17 protein-coding genes and 2 pseudogenes are annotated in these 18,653 nt (G+C 60.4%); 9 read left to right on the forward strand and 10 right to left on the reverse strand.

The genetic code is table 11. The features are described from left to right. Positions 1-218 precede the first annotated feature (218 nt). From AC5RTT_RS16420 to AC5RTT_RS16430, 3 genes and pseudogenes are all read right to left on the reverse strand, one after another. A complete protein-coding gene (locus AC5RTT_RS16420) occupies positions 219-1,151 on the reverse strand; it encodes an alpha/beta fold hydrolase (protein WP_494146082.1) in 933 nt (310 codons plus the stop codon). A 1,459-nt stretch (positions 1,152-2,610) separates the two neighbouring features. Further along, positions 2,611-2,925 (reverse strand): COG4315 family predicted lipoprotein, encoded by a 315-nt coding sequence (locus AC5RTT_RS16425; RefSeq protein WP_494146083.1) that lies wholly within the window; start codon positions 2,923-2,925, stop codon positions 2,611-2,613. Between the two features lie 728 nt (positions 2,926-3,653). Next, a pseudogene (locus AC5RTT_RS16430) lies at positions 3,654-3,830 on the reverse strand (recombinase family protein); the annotation flags it as partial. Between the two features lie 460 nt (positions 3,831-4,290). Between AC5RTT_RS16430 and AC5RTT_RS16435 the strand changes: the two are divergent. Next, a pseudogene (locus tag AC5RTT_RS16435) lies at positions 4,291-4,610 on the forward strand (DinB/UmuC family translesion DNA polymerase); the annotation flags it as partial. 18 nt (positions 4,611-4,628) lie between these two features. Here AC5RTT_RS16435 and AC5RTT_RS16440 read toward each other — a convergent pair. The 4 genes from AC5RTT_RS16440 to AC5RTT_RS16455 form a co-directional block, all read right to left on the reverse strand. Then, positions 4,629-5,372 carry a hypothetical protein gene (locus AC5RTT_RS16440; protein ID WP_494146084.1) on the reverse strand — a complete coding sequence of 248 codons (744 nt, stop codon included), beginning with the start codon at positions 5,370-5,372 and terminating at the stop codon, positions 4,629-4,631. Between the two features lie 590 nt (positions 5,373-5,962). Then, positions 5,963-6,259, reverse strand: coding sequence for a DUF4190 domain-containing protein (locus tag AC5RTT_RS16445; protein ID WP_494146085.1), 297 nt, complete (start codon positions 6,257-6,259; stop codon positions 5,963-5,965). Positions 6,260-6,448: 189 nt separating this feature from the next. Then, positions 6,449-6,784: a hypothetical protein gene (locus AC5RTT_RS16450; RefSeq protein WP_494146086.1), complete on the reverse strand. Its 336-nt coding sequence runs from the start codon at positions 6,782-6,784 to the stop codon at positions 6,449-6,451. A gap of 205 nt (positions 6,785-6,989) precedes the next feature. Continuing rightward, positions 6,990-7,301, reverse strand: coding sequence for a hypothetical protein (locus AC5RTT_RS16455; protein WP_494146087.1), 312 nt, complete (start codon positions 7,299-7,301; stop codon positions 6,990-6,992). A gap of 546 nt (positions 7,302-7,847) precedes the next feature. Here AC5RTT_RS16455 and AC5RTT_RS16460 point away from each other — a divergent pair. From AC5RTT_RS16460 to AC5RTT_RS16475, 4 genes are all read left to right on the forward strand, one after another. Then, complete coding sequence (locus tag AC5RTT_RS16460; RefSeq protein WP_494146088.1) at positions 7,848-8,846, forward strand: hypothetical protein; 999 nt, start codon at positions 7,848-7,850, stop codon at positions 8,844-8,846. 102 nt (positions 8,847-8,948) lie between these two features. Further along, on the forward strand, positions 8,949-9,653 hold the full coding sequence (locus AC5RTT_RS16465) for an AbiV family abortive infection protein (protein ID WP_494146089.1): 705 nt from the start codon (positions 8,949-8,951) through the stop codon (positions 9,651-9,653). A 1,117-nt stretch (positions 9,654-10,770) separates the two neighbouring features. Next, the gene (locus tag AC5RTT_RS16470; protein WP_494146090.1) at positions 10,771-11,658 is read left to right on the forward strand and encodes a hypothetical protein; all 888 of its coding nucleotides are present in this window, start codon (positions 10,771-10,773) and stop codon (positions 11,656-11,658) included. A 243-nt stretch (positions 11,659-11,901) separates the two neighbouring features. Continuing rightward, a complete protein-coding gene (locus AC5RTT_RS16475) occupies positions 11,902-12,192 on the forward strand; it encodes a hypothetical protein (RefSeq protein ID WP_494146091.1) in 291 nt (96 codons plus the stop codon). 52 nt (positions 12,193-12,244) lie between these two features. Here the strand turns inward: AC5RTT_RS16475 and AC5RTT_RS16480 are convergent, their stop codons facing one another. Next, the gene (locus tag AC5RTT_RS16480; protein WP_494146092.1) at positions 12,245-12,397 is read right to left on the reverse strand and encodes a hypothetical protein; all 153 of its coding nucleotides are present in this window, start codon (positions 12,395-12,397) and stop codon (positions 12,245-12,247) included. Between the two features lie 1,138 nt (positions 12,398-13,535). Here AC5RTT_RS16480 and AC5RTT_RS16485 point away from each other — a divergent pair. The 3 genes from AC5RTT_RS16485 to AC5RTT_RS16495 all read left to right on the forward strand — a co-directional run bounded on the left by AC5RTT_RS16485 (position 13,536) and on the right by AC5RTT_RS16495 (position 15,996). Then, on the forward strand, positions 13,536-13,781 hold the full coding sequence (locus AC5RTT_RS16485) for a recombinase family protein (protein WP_494146093.1): 246 nt from the start codon (positions 13,536-13,538) through the stop codon (positions 13,779-13,781). Between the two features lie 105 nt (positions 13,782-13,886). Then, entirely contained in the window at positions 13,887-14,354 is a 468-nt protein-coding gene (locus tag AC5RTT_RS16490; RefSeq protein WP_494146094.1) for a hypothetical protein, read from the forward strand. 958 nt (positions 14,355-15,312) lie between these two features. Then, positions 15,313-15,996 (forward strand): DUF4166 domain-containing protein, encoded by a 684-nt coding sequence (locus AC5RTT_RS16495; protein WP_494146095.1) that lies wholly within the window; start codon positions 15,313-15,315, stop codon positions 15,994-15,996. Between the two features lie 901 nt (positions 15,997-16,897). Here the strand turns inward: AC5RTT_RS16495 and AC5RTT_RS16500 are convergent. After that, on the reverse strand, positions 16,898-17,038 hold the full coding sequence (locus AC5RTT_RS16500) for a hypothetical protein (protein ID WP_494146096.1): 141 nt from the start codon (positions 17,036-17,038) through the stop codon (positions 16,898-16,900). Positions 17,039-17,314: 276 nt separating this feature from the next. Between AC5RTT_RS16500 and AC5RTT_RS16505 the strand changes: the two genes are divergently transcribed. Further along, complete coding sequence (locus tag AC5RTT_RS16505; RefSeq protein ID WP_494146097.1) at positions 17,315-17,794, forward strand: hypothetical protein; 480 nt, start codon at positions 17,315-17,317, stop codon at positions 17,792-17,794. A gap of 29 nt (positions 17,795-17,823) precedes the next feature. Here AC5RTT_RS16505 and AC5RTT_RS16510 read toward each other — a convergent pair whose 3' ends face one another. Further along, positions 17,824-18,420: an AAA family ATPase gene (locus AC5RTT_RS16510; RefSeq protein WP_494146098.1), complete on the reverse strand. Its 597-nt coding sequence runs from the start codon at positions 18,418-18,420 to the stop codon at positions 17,824-17,826. Between the last annotated feature and the right edge of the window lie 233 nt (positions 18,421-18,653).

Genomic DNA, 18,653 nt, shown 5'->3' on the forward strand with positions numbered 1-18,653 from the left:
GCGGCGCAGGGTCCGCGCCGCCCCCGCCGGCCGGCTCTGTTCCTGCCCACCAGAGGATGCCCACCGCGACCCCCAGGACAAGGAGCAACCCGGTTGCACCGATCAGCCAGTCCTTCGCGCGCGTCCAGTTCACAAGGACAGTCTGAGGGTCCGCACCGCCCGATGCGAAACCTGGCGCATCCTGGAGCGGGAACGTTTGGCTGCCGGCTTTGGAACCCTTATGGGGCACTGGGCATGCCACCGGCCAATTTCGCGATTTCTTCCACTGCATGCGTCAGGGCAGCCATGCAGGCAGGGCCGCCGTGGCCTTCGTCCTCGGCGACGATGAGCCGGCTTGACTCCCAGCGCCGGTGTAACTGCCATGCAGTGACAGCAGGGCCGCTGATGTCCCGCCGTCCATGGATAAGGAATCCGGGGATGCCGTTCAGCTCCTGAATCCTCGGGATGATTTCGTTGCCGTCGACCAAGAACCCGTCATTGGCCCAGTAATGCGTAACCAGGAGCGCGAACGTCATCCGCTCCCGCTCGTCTTCGAACAGCGGGCCGGGATGCCAGTTGGAATCGAGTGATATGTGCGTCGATTCCCACCGGTCCCAGGACAATGCAGCAAGCCGGGCGTCTTCGCGGTCCTGGCCTGCCAGCCGCCGCGCGTAAGCCTCCACGATGCGTTCGCCGGGAGCTGCATGGGCTGCCTCCGTGAAGTTGGCCCATGCTTCCGGGAAAATCCGTCCCACGTCTTCTGTGATCCATTGAATTTCGGACCGGCTGCTTGTTGTCACGGCCACCAAGGCGATGCCGAGGACCCGGGTCGGATGCTCCAGGGCATAGGCAAGGGCAAGCGTGCTGCCCCAGGAAGCGCCTGTGACAATCCACTTCTCGACACCTAGCCGCTCCCTGACGGCTTCAATATCTTGGATGAGTGACTGCGTCGTGTTTTGCGGCAGGTGTTCCAAGTCGTCCTGGGCGGCGGGAGTGCTTTTGCCACAACCGCGCTGGTCCAGGCCGATGACCCGGAACCGGCTGTGATCGTGGCGTTTACGGTAACCGCCTCCGCGGAGGGAACCACCAGGGCCGCCGTGAAGGTAGAGGACAGGCATACCGTCAGGAGCGCCGGTGGCTTCCCAGTAGATTCTGGCATGGGGCACATTCACCCAACCGCTTCTTGTCTCCAGATGGTCACCCGTCATTCGTTCCACAGTATTGGATAAACCTTGTTGGCCAAGTACACGCGCATGGTCGTCTACCTTTTGGCAGGAAGGACCGAGCACCCGGTACTCGTGCGCTTCAACCCCGCAGTAACTTGTGCTGGTATCTGTACTAGAGCACTGCCCGCATGCAGCAGCGGGTGGATGGCACGCTCCTTCGCCTGAGCCCGGCGCCTCACGTTGACAGGGATGCCGCGGACTTCCGCAGGATCACCGCTGCCCGCACGGCTGCCGCCAAGGCCGAGGCCGAGCTACACGCCGCCGTTCGCGCCGCCCGCGAACGGAGACTCTTGGGAGGTTATCGGTGCCGCCCTCGGCACGTCCGCTCGAGCTGCCCGGGAGCGGTTCGGACACACACTGAGACGACCGCGAAATGGCTGTCGACGAGGTGACGAAGGTGCGAATGATTGCCGCCGCAGGAGGAACAGTTGCGCTAAGGGTTAAGAAAGCCCCCAGGCCACCATTCGTTGTTCTTCTCGGGCCGTGCAGTCAGCAAGGGGATAATTTCGGATTTATCCCGTTAGCCCGCGGCGGCTCAAATCGCCGCGTTGCCGAAGTCTTCAGAAAAGCCCTCTTCGGACGATGAGTTTTAGCCGAGGACCACTTGTACTGGCTTAAATCTGAAAGGTCCACCACACTCGCGTCCGAAGGGGTATTCGCCGGTGGATTCCGTTTCTATTGGCATGGCACTCGTCAGGCGATTTCCAGAGGTAGTCCTGGCGTCCACATATATCGAGGTAACGCTGACCGGCGGAGTCAGGTAGGGCGGGGATTGCGGCACTAGCCATTTACCGTCCGCGCTTTTCGTCACCTGCTCAGGAGTGCAGCCCTCGCCGAAACAAGCTGACACCGATTCCGGCGGGGTGGAGAAGGATAGTTCTACGTCACCCACAAACGCCCAACCCATTGCTGGACATGCTCGGTCTGCGCCTGCCATGCTGCCGACCACGAGGGCACATCCCAGCACGGCGGCACCCGCTGTTACTGCAAGCAGAAGTACTCCCCGAGGCTTCATAGTGGGAGCCTACGCCGTCGATCAGTCACAGTCTTGCTCTTAGCCAGCGGCTCTGTCCATTCATTTGCTGGCAGCTTTTCTCGCAGCAATGCGGGATTGACCTTCCAAGATCATCTCGGTGTCGAGATGGGCTTGGTCGACTTGTCCGATGAGCTCGCGACAGCGTCCGCAGGGAGGTAAAACGCAGCGCAAGCCGTCACTGTCTCGCCAAGCCGCGATCTTTTGGCGACCTGGTACTCGCCGCTGTGAGCTGGCCAAGTCGCACCCGCACCTCAACATCCCTGTTGGCTGCACCGTCGAGTTTCACGAGGCGCAGCCAGTCCCCGGATGGTGAGCCCACGCCACGTAGCTGCAGGATGCGCCGCCGATTCAGCTCCGCCTGCACTGCAGCTACGGGGCTCGGATCCCGTCCGGACCTACGACCCACCAGAGCCCCCCGTGAGTCGAGACGTTGTGGCACTTCACCTCGCCAGGCCCCTCGTGCGCGTAGAAGTAGAGCGGATGCCCGTTGTAGGTGACCTGGGTCGTGCCGTCCCGCCGCTTCGTCGTCCCCAGCAGCGCTGAGTCGACCTCGCCGCTAGCGGTCGGCGCTCCGTCGGTCAGCACTGGTGGCCACGCTTCAGCGCAGTCGTCGTAACACTCCGGCCTGATGCTCTCCTCACTCTCCCAGATATAGATGGCCTGCTTTTTGGCATCGAAGAGCATCTGGCCGAAGTCGCTCGCGGCCGTGGTGATCGTGGTGCCCGGCTCTCGCGCGCTGGATGGCTGACTCGGCGGGGGTTGCGGGCTCTCCGGCGTCGTAGTGCTCGCCCTCGGAGGCGGGGTAAAGTCCGGGGCCTCGCTCGAGGTGCTGCTTGCGCAAGAGGACGCGACGAGTGCGAGGAACACCGCAGCCGCCGCTCGCAGTCCGGGTCTGGACACGTTGTGCTCCTATCGGCAGGACGGGCGCCCCAGGCCAGGTCTTCGGGGTTGGTGATGATCAGATAGTGGGGCAGTTCGGTTCCCATCATCTCAGCCTTTGTCGAAAATCGGCGGGCGGAAGGCGGCGAATCCGGTCTTTGGGGACTGCCACCCGACTCGCCTGGGTCAGTGAGCGGCTTTGCCGTCAGGGTCGGGGCGACGGCGCCCGGCAAGCAGGACGGTGCCGAGCGGCAACTAGCGACATTTACCGATCAAAAAATGCCGCCACATGACGGCAAACTTCACACCCATTCAGTAGCAAATCAGCACCACGCCCGTACGGTGCCAAAACCGGGTTTCTGTGCGCTTCACGTTCTGCCGGCGACACGCGCATGGCTGTGAATCTCAGCGATAAATGGCGGCGTATTCGCAGCGCTAAATGTCACCCCTAGCCGCCTGTTAGCCGATCCCCTTTACCGGGCGCCCCACACACGGGCGGTGCTGGGGCTTATGGGACTTTGTTACCAAGGGGCTTTGGCTTTTGCGATTGCCATCCCTTCGCGGGTTCTCATTCGGATCAGGTTCGGTCTCGAACTCGGCGACGATGCCGAGGACGTTGGAAAGCAGCCGGCCCACGGGACCAGCGGATCGTAGATCGACGCGCCAAAGCTTAGCGCTACTCCCTTCAGTGTCAGCTCGTCAGCGATATCGCTGCAAGTCACAGCTATATCGCGCGTGCTTGGCGTGCTGTGGTGGTGGGCGGGATTCGGTGCGCAAGAGTTGCGACGTCGTACTTCTTCAGCAGCCATGCGGCGAGGACCCTCGGTAGAACCCCGTAGATCACCTGTGCCGTAAGACTGCCGGAGGACAGCACAGGAGGTTAGGTTGCCCGAACCTGTCCCCCACATTTTCTCTTTGAGGATCACCTGTATGACGACGTACTGTTGCATGGCGCTGCTCCATCGCGTTGCTGGTCAACTGGCAGCAATGCTACCGATGGGTCGGGAGGCTCCTTTCGGGGCGTGGAGCGGCGGCAGAGCGGGCCGTTAACTGTTTTTCGACCAGCCGATACCTGCAGTGTCCGGTGGCCGGCGTCGTGACTGTAATTGGCTGTTGTCGCACCCAGGGCTTCGCTGATCCGGACGCCAGTAAACAACAGCACGTTGACCCTTCCAGCGCGATCTGACGGAGTCCGGGCAGGTTGACGACACCGTAAGGGACCTGGCGGCGCACGTCCTGGAGGATGTCGCCGCCGAGGGCAGACCGGTGATCGGGCTGACTCTCAAAGTGCGCTACGCCCCGTTCCTCACCAAGACGTACGCCCGGAAGATCCCCGAGACATTTGACCCGCGGAAGTGCTCGCCCGCGCCCTGGCGCTGGTGGCGAGGATCGAGCCGGGCCGGCCCATCCGGCTCCTCGGGCTGCGGGCCGAAATGGCGATGCCCGAAGACTCCCGGCAGGGGCATACGCCAACCCGCAGCGGATGGTGAGGGGTGTTCCGCAGACCTTCACCCAGGCTGAACGGAACTTCTCTGAGTCGCCGACACACGGCGCGACCGCACCAGGAATGCGATGCCGGCGATAAGGCAGAAGGCCGGCGTTCCCAAGGTTCCCCATGGCGGCGTGAACGGCAGCAGGAACGGTTGCAACATAGCGAGAGCGGCGATCGCGGCGAGGACGGCCAGCGGGGCGCTGATGACGCCGGCCCTGCGACCGAGCGTCAACAGGCTCAGCAACCAGCCTGCGAACCCGAGGCCGGCGGCGAGGGTGATCCCGGTGGCGCCAATATTGTGAACGTGCAACGCCACTTGCTGCAGGGATGCATCCGTGGTCGCCTCGCCGAGCGCCTCACCCACCGACGTGTAAAGCGCGGCGAACCATCCGGCGAGCAGGATCCAGGCGCCTCCGGCGAGGAGTCCGCACGTGTATCCGACGGAGGCCGAGGTAGGCAGGGAACCCAGCCGCCGCGCCCCTAAGGCATGCACCGCCCGGACGAGTAGCAGGATCCCGACGCCCATGCCCGTGAAGACCACCGCCTCGACGGCGCCGCCCCACGGACGGGATAGCAGGTATTCCAGCGTGGGCAACTCATCTCCCGCATCGCCTACAACCACGAACACGAGGAATGGCTGGATCGCCCAGGACACCGCGGCCAGGATGCCTCCCAGGCCGGCGGCGCGGTACAGGCCCCGCTCCGAGGTTGGCCCTAACGTAGTGTCCGTCGTGGCCGGATTATCCGGCATCTGACTCATCTCCCATCTGAACCCCGCCTCCGTCGCCCCCGCAGGACAGGCCCGGCAGGGCGGTGGGCTCCGGGGCCCGATCCCGGTACATGTTCGCCGCTGTCCATAGCGCCGATGATTCAATTATCGTCGCCGGTGCGCCGGCAAGGAAGCGATCGGGCACCCTCTGCCGCTGTGCTGCCCGTCGTCGGGGCAGGGCTGGCGCTGCTGGGTGTGATGGTCGATTACGCATTCATGAGTGTGGACGCGATGTGGCCGGCACTGCGGTCGAGGCGCTCACCGGAATCACCAGCCTTGGGGCCACTGGAATTTCGATTGCCTAGCGTAGGCCGCTCGCCGACAGAACTGCATGGTTGTTATGAGCACAATGCTCGGTGAAGGTGGGGTTCGCCCTGGATACTCTGGACTATATGGGAAGGATAGGCGGGTCAGGAAGCTGGCGCCGCTTTGGGAGTCAAGGATCGGCCTTACTGCGCTAGGCCTGAACGCCGAGAGTTGGGTCCGGTTCTTTTGTGAATGGTTGGTAGCGGTAGTCGGCGGTACGGTGAACGTTCTGACGACCCGGGTTAGCCCCCGAGGGGAACCATCTAGACAGGCGACTACTGTGAGAACTGTTGGACTGCGCTCGGTCGGAACCCCAAAATGCTGATTAAAGCCACCGTGGCTATCCCGTACCCCACGGCAAGAGCAGCGATTGCTAGCCCCTTGCCTCGCTCGTCTCCGCGTTGAATTTGATTCAGGGCAACGTGCCCGGCGCCCACTGCAAAAACTGCAAGAACCGCGACCCCAAAAACCCAAAACCCTGATGCTGCTATGGCAGCAAAAACATTAGCTGCAACGGCCAGTTTGTTTAGTCCACCGGTTGATGTGCGGGTCGGCTCTATAGGTGTGCTCATGTGGTCCCCCAACCCAGTTATGAGAGCGAGTCTAGCTCTCGCCCGGCACCCGCGGAGGCCTTCCCGCACCGCGTCCCGTCAACCAGTCGCCACCGCGAACCCATCGCCCATTCCGGGAACCCATGGCGAGAAGGCTGATCAAGGCCGACGCCCAGGTTGCCCTTGAACCGGCTGTCTTGCTCTAGCCGTTTATCCGTCGGAAACGAGGACGTTCTCGTGAATCTTCGTCCAGCCGCTAGATTCGAGCTCCTTGGTGTCATAACCGTCGGAAACGAGTATTGAGGATTCCTGGTCCGGTCCGCCGGTCCTGACCAGTTCACCTTCTGTGGCATCAGTGCACCCGGAGTACCAACCAGACCCATCAACGGGGATCGTGATTAGACACGCGTGTGGTCCTTCATCGCCCTGTGCCACGAAGTACTTCTTCCCATAGGCCTCTGCAACAAGGAGTACCTTGTCCAGTTTCACGTCGTTGAATTTGACGTCTTCCGGAAGCTCATCCGTTGCCGTTGTTGTTCGTTCCAAGACCTTCAGGCCGCCGGAGTCCGAACAGCTGCTCAAAAGCAGACCGGCTGCGAGTGTGGCTGTAAGAAGTGTAAAGGTGCGGTTCTTGATGGCGCTGCCCCCTCAGGCTTTCGGTGAAGTGCCATCGTATCCACACTCTGAATAAGTTATGCGTGGCGGCCGCTCGTCGCATTGCGCAGTCCAACGGCGGAACCCTAACTGGGTATCAGCGGGGTGAAGCAATCCATATCTCGCCACTTGTCAGAGTTTCCGCTAGGCAGTCGGCTACACGAATTGCGTCTTCTTCGGTCGAATTCGGCAGAAGTTTCATGCCGAGATGCGAGGAGGGCAGGTCGGCGCTCACAATGGCGTTTTCGACACTTGGATCCTCCTCGCAGGTAGCCAGCGTGTCGTATCGAGGGTGAGTTGCGCCGACATTCCAAGACTCATCATGGCTGCTGGTTCGATGATACGAATCCGACGATGAACCAGCGACTGCGCAGCCGGCAAGAAGGAAGGCCAGGAGCGGTGCGATCATTCGCGGAGGCTTGCTCATACCTAATCCTAAAGACGCGGCGGTAGTGCTTGGATGCGGACGATGGACCAACCTCTACCGGACCCTTCTGCCCCTAGAATGTCCGAATGGACGCCAGAACGCAGGACTACCGACGTCTGCGCCGTGCGGTCACTGAGTGCGTCAACGCCCACGATCTTCTCGGGGTCCTGGACGATGCGCCTCCCGACGAATACGACCCTGAAATCGAAGACTTTACGCGCCTAATCGCGAAAGGTAAGCCCATCACTCCGGAGGTAGTCGCCGCTGTCTGTCACAAGTGGTTCGGCGACAGCAAAAAGCCCACGCCCAGAATCACTGCACTGGCCAATGACCTCCGAAGCATCCAACTCGAATACGATTCCGGGCGGCCGCCTCAAACATGGTTAAACAGGTGGCGAAGACGTGGAGGGCTATCAACATGAGCGTTATTAAGGGATCGGTTAATGGGCAGTGGTGCGGGGAAACTCTGCAGTTCGAGGCAGACATAGCCTGAGGGGTCTGTCAGTCCTTCGTGTGAGACTGGTGATCGTGATTGAGCGAGCAGTGGATTTTGAACGCCTCCGTTGGATGCGTTGCGGGACCTGTAGCAGTGAGTGGCATGCAAACGCTGAGTGGTTAGACCGCTTTCACCAACGAGATGAAGCCTGTCTGAATTGCGGCACCAACTGCGAGTCCGAGAAGCGGCCTGACTTCTGGGCTTCGCAAGATGACCCCTCCCACGATGACTCGAAGGTGCGTGAAACGTTCTGGTATCACACGTCAACGCACCCGAACTGGCCCGATCGAGCCTTCGACCCCACAGCTACCATCACGGACATCACCAAGCGGAGATTGCAAGAAATCGGGGGCGACGGGAGAGGGCTGGAGCGCTGGGCCACGCGTCAGAAGGCTAAGGCACTTCATCTGGGCACCTACGAGGCGGCGATCGAGAACATGCTCAGGCGGATGACTGACCAAAACGGTGCCGACGAGCAGTTCTACTTATACCGGGTACGCCTCCGCCGCAACGCGTCCATCGAACCAGGCGTGCATCCAGAGCGCGCCAACATGGCAGGCGACGTGCAGTTGGCTGAACTCTGCGCAGCCGGCGTTGACGTACTTCGCTATGTAAACACCCATGAAGACCCATCAAGTGTTTCTCTCGCGGTCAGGCTTGAAGCGATCCTGGCCGTACAAGTGATCCCGGTTCCATTGGCGGTCAATGCAGCAGATGCTTGGGTGAGCGCCGGGGCGGCGCGACTGATAGAGGCGGCGAGGCTGCCCGCACCCGAGCCAAAAACCAAGTTCGAACGCATGCAGCGGCACAGGCCCTCGGCGCTTTCTATTGAGGCGTCCAAAATGGAAGACGAAGTCGCCGACAGGCTGCCGTTCGGGCTTCGCGACAGGTTTCATCGGCTCTTCGATGAAGAGAACCTGAGTGCGGAGCCGGCTGCATTCCCGTCGAAGTTGATTGGTTTGGCTGCGCTCGTCAACGATCCACTCGCGGTTCTCGGATTGCTCGACACCGTACCGTCTCGAGAAGTCTGACTGCGATTTGGACCCGGAGAGCGGCTTCGTCGAAGGTCGCGGGTTCCACGGGAACGATCAGGGCTTGAATCGCTTGTCAGCAGCTCACGCGATAATCAGTACATGGGAGAAGCTGACATTGAGGAAATCGGCGCAGAATTTGCTCGCCGGTGGTGGAAGGCGCTCATGGCGAATGCGGTGGCGTTGATTGAGGACGCCGCACTTCTTGCTGGCCACCAAAGCCCGGGCCGGGCCCAGTCGCTTCTCGTCCTCGCGGTCGAAGAGCTTGCGAAGGCGCGGTGGCTCTACGAGGCCTCGGAGTGGGAGTGGACTGCGCCGCTAGGGCTCTACGGCCAAGCGCCCAGGCCGGCGCGAGAGGTTCGGGTACCTGAAGGGCTGCGCACAACACGCCGGCCTCATGCAGAAAAGTTGCAAGTAGCCGAGCAGTTCGCATCAGGTCTCGGTGGCTTTTGGGACCCGAGCCGACGAGCGGAGTATTACCAACTTCCGGATTTGGCCACCTTCGAAGCAACAGCAAAACAGCGCAATCTGGACAAGCAAGCAGGCTTCTATGTCGATCGAGCAGGCGACGTTGTCACGTCACCCCTAAATGTTCCGGCTGATGGCGTGGCTGACTCCATTCAGCACGCAGCGAAAGTAATCCAGATGCATCTGATCGAGGATCATACGCGGCAGCAGGACTGCGCAGATCTCAGCCTGATCGACTCAGCTGAGGATTTGCACTGGGCAGTCATGCCCTACTCGGATCCCGGATTATTCGCCGATTTTATGAAGCGAATGAGCAAGAACGGGGATGCTCAAGGCTAGTCGAACTAGTCCTCTGCCCAACGCGGTGGATACGGCGGGATCATTCGAGAATCCGGTGAAGGATCACCGAAGGAACCCTTCATGGCACAGGCCGCTAGGTCTAGTCCATTTTCCCCTCGGGAACGGGTCGTGGGCAGTCGAGTTGGATCTGTAACCCTCTGCGGGCTTCGCTGGCAGCGTGAAGGAGTTGGCAAGAGGTTGTACTTGTGAGGACCTCGGAGCAGAGTTGTATTTAGCTCCGCGCCGGAAGGACTGACCACCGATGTCTCGAAGAGTTACCTAAACAAGAGAGTGATTCCTAGCATCGGGAGGGTCCGCCCGAACCGGGCTAGACCTCGAGGGGTGAGACATGCTCGAAGGAGATACTGGCCACGAAGACAATAGGCACGAGAGGACGCCCCGGTTCCTGCGCGTGTTGGTGTTCTTCAGCAAGTACCCCGAACTATTGGCCATCCTCTTGGTCGTCATCCTTGCGCTAGCCGGCCTCATGCTGACCGTTTTGGTGCAATGAGTTCATAGCGGAGGCCAACAGAGCAACCTCGAAGACGGGCTTTTTCGTGCCCAGTGCAGCGACTCAAGGAGACCCAAGCCATTCATGCCCGGGAACGTAGCACTCGCGTTAGAGGCTAAAGTTCCGCGGGCCAATGGTGGAGGATCTACCCGTTGCCTCCCGTCCGTGATTCAGTTCATTTATGCCATCTAGGTCCCCGAAAAAGATGAAGGCCGGGCGGTTGCCCATGAGCGCAAGCCCAGAGGTGAGGCGCAGGCTTAGTCGGGTCGTTTACTTTGGGTTGACCCTCTCATTGGTTTCTTTGGTCCTGATCCTGCTGCCGATCGAATCCGAGCCGTGGCTTTGGGCCAGACTTGGGTTCCTTGGGGCTGGGACGATCATTTTGGCCGTGTGGGTGACCCGGTTTTCGTTGTGGCAACGGGATGAGTATTGGCGGGAGCGCGGCAAGGACCCGAAGCACCCCGAGCGCCTGCCCAACCATCCTTCAGAATGAAGCGCTTTGAGCTCTGCGAAATCCTGATAGGTCGTATCTCAGGACGACCGTCAGCCGAACGCCCTGCGGAGGTCTGCAGAGCCTTTGAGAGGCTTGCGACCATAATTGCGATCATGGATGGAATTCTTTCGACGCTCGAACTCCGGGACGTGGTCCGGTACTGGTCTGTCCGTCAGTTTCCACGTTTTTGGCACCTCGAGCCGCGGTCATCATCCGTGCAGGAGTTCCTGATTGACGGACAGATCCTGTCGGATGTCTTTGACTTGGATCAAGCAATGCCACCTGCGGAGCGAACGGCCCTTCGAACAGACAACCCTGGTCATGCCCTGGCTCAGGTCCAACGTCTTTTGGGGCTTGCGGAACTTGATTTCAGCGACCGCCGGGTTGCATTGCTGGTATGTCCTGGCTGCCTGGAAGCGGGATGCGGAGCGTTGAGCGTTGAAGTTCGCCGAACAGAAAACACCGTCATCTGGGCGGAAGCCGGCTGGAAGGACGACACCGGCGACGCCGATGACGTCAAGCCAGTTCGGGGCCCTCGGACCATCACGTTCGCCCGCAGCCAGTACGAATCAGTCCTGGCACAGGCGCTGAATCGCTGGCAAGGAATTGCAAGCCGTCAGACTGAGGACAGCCCGGCGCCGGCGCTTATTTCCTACCCCGTATTGGCAGTCGACGAGGAAGGAGCAGTGCACTTCTTCCATGACCGGGAAACACTTGAAGGCGTGGCTGAGATGTTCGTCCATGGCGAGTTCACTCTGGTCGTTGACGCGCGTGGCATTGAGTACTCCTACGAGGAAGGCGACCTCCCATACATCGAGTTGAAAAGTAGCGATCAGGCCAACGCAGCGGACCTGCTTCGAATAGTCGAAGAACGCGTGAATTACCTCCGCTCTCGTGGAGCCCTCCGTCATGCTCCATCCTCGCCGGCGCCAAACGGCGATCCGATCAACAGTGAGTTCTCGCAGGCCTTCCGACTCGCCATGGAGTACAACCTGGGCTAGTCGAGGTGGCCCTGCCCTTAGCCGATCAGCTGCGAGACTCCCTCGAAGACGAAGCCAGTGCGGGCTCTAGCACTGTCCCCGCTGCGGGAACCCTGTACGGCACTGTTTCCGCGGATTGATGGAGCCCACGGAAGGCTTCGGTTTGGAGTGGTGATAGATACCATCGCAATCATGACGACTTGTTCTGTGTTGCGCTGCTCTGAGGCACCTACTGGCGCGTTCGAGTTAATCCCAGGGTCCCGGATGGAAGCTCCTGTATGCGACGGACATCGTGCCGCTTTGCAGCAGGGAGCCAGTTGGATGCTGCACGGTGGCACGGGAGTCGAGGATCCTCGCATTCTGATGGGAGAAGACCTCCCTCAGAACTGCATGACTGGGTTCAGCGTTAGCCGGACGGTAGGAGATGTGCCGGGCTTCGCCATTGAAGTAGATATCGAAACCCCCGACGGTCAACAGCAAGTCTCCTTCTGGACGACGGCAGATGTCGGCAAACGGCTGGGATCATTCCTGACGACCCCGCCAGCCAAAGACTGAAAGCTTGTTGCCCCCATCCTTAAACGCGAACCTTTACCGAGGCATGGACGGCTTAGTGACGGTCCTGGGAAACGGCATCAGCAGCAGCGTTCTCTCTTTCGGCCTGCTTGGCGGCAATGATGCCATCTCGTGTCGCCGCTCGGATCATCCCGTAGAGAACGTAAAAGAAGATGATCGGAAAGACGATCAGTAGGACAATCTCCATGATTCTTCCCCCAAGATTTAGCTGCCCAAGATGGACCTTGCAAGCCTACTGCAGGTGCAAGGTGCGCGGCCTGGTTGGATTCCTAGGCCAACCTTTAGCGGGTCAGCGACGGTTCAGCTACCGCCCAGCGAATCGGCTTCAGTGGCGGCGCGATCTCTTTCGGCCTGCTTTTACCCGCAAGGATGCCGTATCGCGTCGCCGCCCGGACAACTCCAAAAAGGACGTAAAACCTGGTCGCGGCATTTCACTAGTGCACATGACCTTTATCGGCCAGCTGTGCGGGCGAAGTGAGCCATGCGCTCCTCGCCCCGTCCTGGGGTGAGAACGACCTCTGCGGACGTAAACACGATATCGAACTCTCCACGCGACCACGTGATCACGCTATGGACGAAGGAGCCGTCTTGGACTGCCAGTTCATCCCTGAGCATTTCGACCGAGGTTCCGGCCTCGCCGAAACCAGGTTCGAGAATGGTCGCTTGGCGCCGAGATAACGAACGTGAAGCCATTCATAGCCCATCTGGTTGTCGCCGATCAGTGCCCGGAGCTCCATCACATCGGTTTCCACCTGCTGGAGTGAGTCGATAATGCCATCGTGCACGTTGATGTCGAGAGGTGTTCGGCGCCGGAGTGAAGCAGGGAGCGAATGCACTGCCGGACTTCCCACCACTCCCGGCCCCTCGCCTCTCCTTCCTCGTCGGAGAGTTCTCCTGTGAACGTTTCCCGGGTCAACCATCGCATCGGCATGCCGACAGTCTAGAGCCAGGCACGCGGCAGTTATCCAGAGATCGGAGACGAACCTTCAGCGAAACAGAAGATATTCACGCTTTTGGACTCTGCCGCGTCGGCGAGTCGGTTCGTGGGAGCTCCAGAAGGAAGTCCAGGGTAGTCCGGCCAGCGAGCACGGCCGAAACATGCGCTTCACCCTAAACCGGCCTCAGCCGCGATAGTGAGTGGAGTGATGCCCGAGTCACCCATGGCTCGCAGAGCCTCATCTAGTTTGCGGGCATGGTCATGCGCGGCCAGGAGGAGGGCTTGCAGAGTAACGCCGTTTTCTATAGCAATCGCAAGTAATTGGGCATTAGGAACCTCTCGCGGGGGGTCGTCGGAGGAGTACTTGGACTCCAAAGGCTGATCACTCATGGAGCGATTGTTCATCGCGGATAGACCCAGCTTTCGGGATCGGTTGGTACATAAAGGCAGGGCCATGCTCACCGTCATGTCCGCGTTCGCCCAGCTCGAGCGCGATCAGCTGGCCGAGCGAACCAGGGCAGGCATGGCCGCGGCCGCCGAACACGGGCGAAAGGCCGGGCGACGGGAAGTCATCGCCGCAAGACGGGCCACGGTCTACCGCTACCTGCGCATGGAAAGCAGTGAAGTGATCTAAGTAAAGTCTTCCATGCGGAAAAGCCCCATAGTTGGCTAGAGTCGTGGGGTAATTGGGACCAGAATCAGCCCGTCACAGCGGCAGGCACACGAGGGGCAGTTCACTATGAGCGATCAGCCGGGCAAGCCGGAGGTTGGCGATTCCGCACCAGCCGAAGCCGCCATACCGGAACCGGAACTCCTCAGCGCTGACGACGTCCGCCTCTCCGCCCCGGAGGTCTCCCCTGATGCCGTTGAGCCGACCCTCAACGCAACCGCGGAGGACCTCCGCCTGAGCGAACCGTCCCTCGAAGGAGCGGAGATCAGCGACGATGCGGCCGAGGCCGCCTCGCTGGAGGAAGCAGCGGCAGAAGCCGAATCGGTCGCGCGGGAAGCCGAGAACGTCGGCACGCTCGTGGCCGGCCCCCGCCCGGCCGATGACCCGGCTGAGGTTGCTGCACCCTCGGGCACTGCACCTGCCGGAGGTACTGCAGGCGACGCGGTTCCCGGAAGCAGTGCGGGTGGTGCAACAGACATGCCCGACTCCGCATCGGTGGACGCGCCGGACCTGGAGGAAGAGGACAGCGGGCGCTGACGCTGACGAGGAGGTGCCGGGCCTGCAGCCACCGCTGACGAACCTTATACGGGGCAGTTGGTCTTGCTGGCATTCAGATCGAGCTGGCAATGAGGGCTTGGGTGTCGTGTGGGTCTTAGCGGTCGTGTACGTGCTGCCCTTTATGATGCTGCAGTGGGGGGAAAAATGCGCCGGACAGCTGCTGTGTCACGCAGGCCGATTTACGTTGAGATTGGTATTCGGGCGGCAATGGACCGGGTGTGGAAGCTAAGCCAAGACCCGTCTTTGCACCCTCGATGGGATTTGCGGTTCTCCCGAATTACCCCGATTGAGCAAGACGGCCAGGGGCCTCTTCATTTTCGTTATGAGTTCCGCCTTCCGCTCTATGTCATCCGGGGGACGGGTACGTCGCTGGGGCACCGGTTTAGGCATGACGGGCAGGCCACCTCTGTTTTGAAATTCGACACCGCCGACCCTGTGTCACCCATCGGGCAAGGCTCCGGCTATTGGCGTTACATCCCAACAGAGGACGGCCTGCGGTTCATCACGGGGTACAACTATCAGCCGGGAATGGGTGCTCTCGGAAGGGCCTTGGACTCATGGGTATTCCGCCCAGCCTTGGGGTGGGCGACAGCAATAAGCTTTGACCGCCTGAGAATGTGGGCCGAGTCTGATTTCGATCCCAGGGACTCCCGAAACCACTGGCTGATCGATGCCGCAGCCAGGACATGCGGCGTTCTGTCCGCCTGCGTCATGCTCCGCCGAGCCCTGGCAGGACGCACTGCCGGCCCCGCAGCACTGGGCCTGACAGTCGCGGCAGCTTCGTTGATGCTGCCGCCCCACCGGACCGTACCCAGGGCAGGACGATGCCTGCGAAAGGCACCGGACTCACGGTCCGGGCGTTCCCCGTCGGCACTTGCTGATCTGCCTGAACCAGCCACACCTGGTCTGGCGCCAACTCGGGAGGGCAGGGATAAACGTGGCGTCAATCTTTGAATTAGCACTCGGCAATGACTTCCACCGACTGCACCCTATGCTGCAGAAACGCTTCGGCGTTGACACTGAAGCAGGCTACGCGTGCGTGGGACGCGGGATCTTCTCAGAGGTCCGCCGCGGGGCGTGGTGGACAGTCCCGTTTCTGCAGCTGGGGGCCTACCGCAACATCCTGTTTCCCGACCAGGGAAAGAACATTCCTTTCACGATAGAGAACTACCCATACATCGATGGCTTCGGCCGTCCTACAGTTACCTTCGTCAGGACTCTGGAACTAACCAACTCCAAACGCCGGCGCTTCGACGCCACCATGGTGCACAGCAAACATACTGGCGGCATCGTTGACTACCTCGGCACCCACCAGCACCTTGCTACTGACCTCGCTTTAGGGGTGATGCCCGATGGATCACTACATCTGCAATCAGGGGCACAAAGGTTCTACGAAGGCTTCGCGGCGTTCGAATTTCCCGCCGTTTGCACAGGCACGGCAGACCTCTTCGAGAGCTTTGATGATGCCCGAGGCGTGTTCACGATCCAGATGCAGGTCCGGAACCCCATCCTCGGGTTTCTCTTCGGATATCGGGGCGAGTTCACATGCACCTATCCAGCCCTCCAAAACGGTGGCGTCCCCGAGCACCTCAAACCTGTGAGGGAAGAACGCCGCGAATAGGAGACCGCCTTCCGAACGTCTAAGGGATCAGTAATTGGTTGGTCACTGGTTAGTCAGCGGCTCAGCCGGCGGTGCCTATCGACTAAGCGGTTGGCCGCCCAGCAAACGGTCCACAGAGCCACGACGAGTAAAAGTGTTTCGGTACCGTTCGGAGCCATGCTGAACGAAGCAAGAAGGTAAGGGAAGGCAAATACCAAGAAGGCAGTACCGATAAGGGCGACTAGAACAGTCTTAGCATTCATGTTGTTGTTCCCCCTCCGCCGCCAACCACTGGAATCAGAGCGTGGTCCCTCCGGCCGTGTAAGTGAATGCTCATAGCGTAGCGCTATCGGTCAAGGTCACTCGGGTTGGCGCGATCCGCAATGCGAACCCTGGCCGGTCATTCAGCAGCAGATCACGGGTTGGCGGCTTTTTAGCAGAGCTAGTGCATTCTTTTCAACGCGATATTATGCTGCGGCAATGGGGAACATAAGTAATCGGGCGGTTCCGCCGAATTGGATGTTTTGGTTGTGGCTAGTTGCGGCGATCCCGGTAGGTTCGGGCGTCGCATGGATAGTTAGAAACTTCAGCCCGGTAGCTCCGGATGCTCTGTCGGTTCCTGTAGCCTGCGCCGTCGTCTTCGCGATGGCAGTAGCAGTCTCGTCTCGCAGGGGCGAAAAAAGGTTGAGGGGTACCGGGCATTCCGCGCCGATAGACTCGCGGCCAGAGTAGGTCGTTCCCAAGCCCATTGCGTTTGTTGACGAACCATTAGCGGACACACTTGAGAAGCGCTCTTGCCGTCGGGCAAGTCGGGAACCGATCCTGGACGGAGTACTTCCCGGTGCCGTCCGAGCTATCAACACTGGTAATCGGTAGATTCCCCTCAACCCAAGGGTCCTCCACTTTGGGCTCGGGCCACCCCTTATGGGAATCCCAGCAGCGAGAAGAGCAGTAGGGCTATGACGATGAGGAGTGCGGTGACTCCGAGCGCCGCGGATAGGGCCTGCCGGTTGGTCGTGTCAGGCTCCTGGCGGAATTTGTCGTAGGCCAAGGGAAAGGCCATTAGGAACAGCCAACACAGAGCCGCCGAGGTGAAGCTAAATGGGAAAATCATTCGTTCACTCCCTTCGCCCAGCGGCTCCCTTCAATTCTCCTATTCTCTCCAACCCGCCTGCAATCTTCCCGCAGTAGCCTGGATGCCTCCGCCCCTTGCCCGTAAGTTGACCCGTCACCGGCACGCCGTGGTCAGCGTTGACCAACAGCACAGCAAGGCGCAACGATTTGGGGACGAATTTGGGCGTTACGGGCCGGGTGATGCAGGTAGGCAAACAATAGGTACATGAAGGCTTTCGGAAGGTTTTCCGCGCTGGTTGTTGGCGCTGTTCTGATAGCCACTGCGGGTGCCTGCTCCTCATCCCTGCGTGATGAACCGGTCGGCGGTAATCAGCCGCCTTGCTTCCCGCCTTCTTATTCTGTGAGTCCAACCTTCGCCAAACCCGGAGAGATGGTGACAGTCGCAGCGCCTGCAGCAGACTGCAACCCCCGATATGGGGCCAATGCCCGGATTCAAGTGAGTGTTACCGACGCTAGCGGTATGGAAGTTGTCCGCGCAACGGCCCCGATGACCGATGCCGGCGAATTTACGTATACCTTCGCTGTCCCTGCAGCGATAGCAACTGGCGAGGCGGCCGTCACCGCAATGCCGCACGATATTGACTGGTGCGACGACACCGGCAAGAACAACCGGGCAGACGGAACTGAGAACAATGAGCTCGCCTCTTGCGCGACGCCGGTGAAGGCACTAACAATTACGCGCTAGCTAATCCAGCTCCGCGCGAAAAGGAACCTCTAACGGATCGATCCGTTCGTGGTGGGGTTCAGGTCAGATGAGGCGGATGTCGATTGCTGCGAATCCCCTTGCAGGGCCACCAAGTTCAAGACCTCCCGTGCCACTGCTTCTGCTGATTTGTCCGATGAGTCTACGACAAAGTCATCCAGGGACTGCTTCACTAGGATGCTGTCCAGCTCAGCGGCACGGTTCAGGTGCCAGCGAAGCCCGTCGGGGTCATCCCTATGACGACTGGTGAGGCGCGCCCGAAGAACGGACTCATCAGCAGTAATCCGACAGACCCGGAGCGGCGTGTCTCGCAGGGCGTGTCGATAGCGTTGAATCTCGCCCACGTCCTCAATCACCCCGGCCATCACGAAAGTCCCAATATCGGCCTCAGCGTAGTTTTCGACCAGCGATGCGAGATTGACGAGCTCAAGCTCGTGATTGAATCTGTCGCCTGTAGGTGCCGGCCAAGCGAGGCGTATCGCATCCAAGTCGATGACGGCATGGGCAATCCCCAGCTGTTGGAGGGCCTTGCCCATACAAACAGCCACTGTCGTTTTGCCAACGCCGACTGTTCCGTTGAGGAAGATGCCTCCCGGGAAACTGTCCATCCTTGATCCTAAGCACTTTCCAAGAGCGCCTCCTCGCTGGCGCTGGCCAGCGGCGTCGTGCCTTCTTGGATCAGGCCGTTTCAGTGGTCCGAAACCAGGGCTGACATGCTCATCCTCTCGAGGATCCCCTACACGAAACCCCCTACGGCGCACGTCCTTTGGCTAAGGGCCACCAGCAGGGCGGCGTCGTACTTACCTATAGGATTCCGTGATGGGCACTGAGGAATTTGACG

The sequence above is a fragment of the Arthrobacter sp. Y3221157 genome (assembly GCF_059089865.1).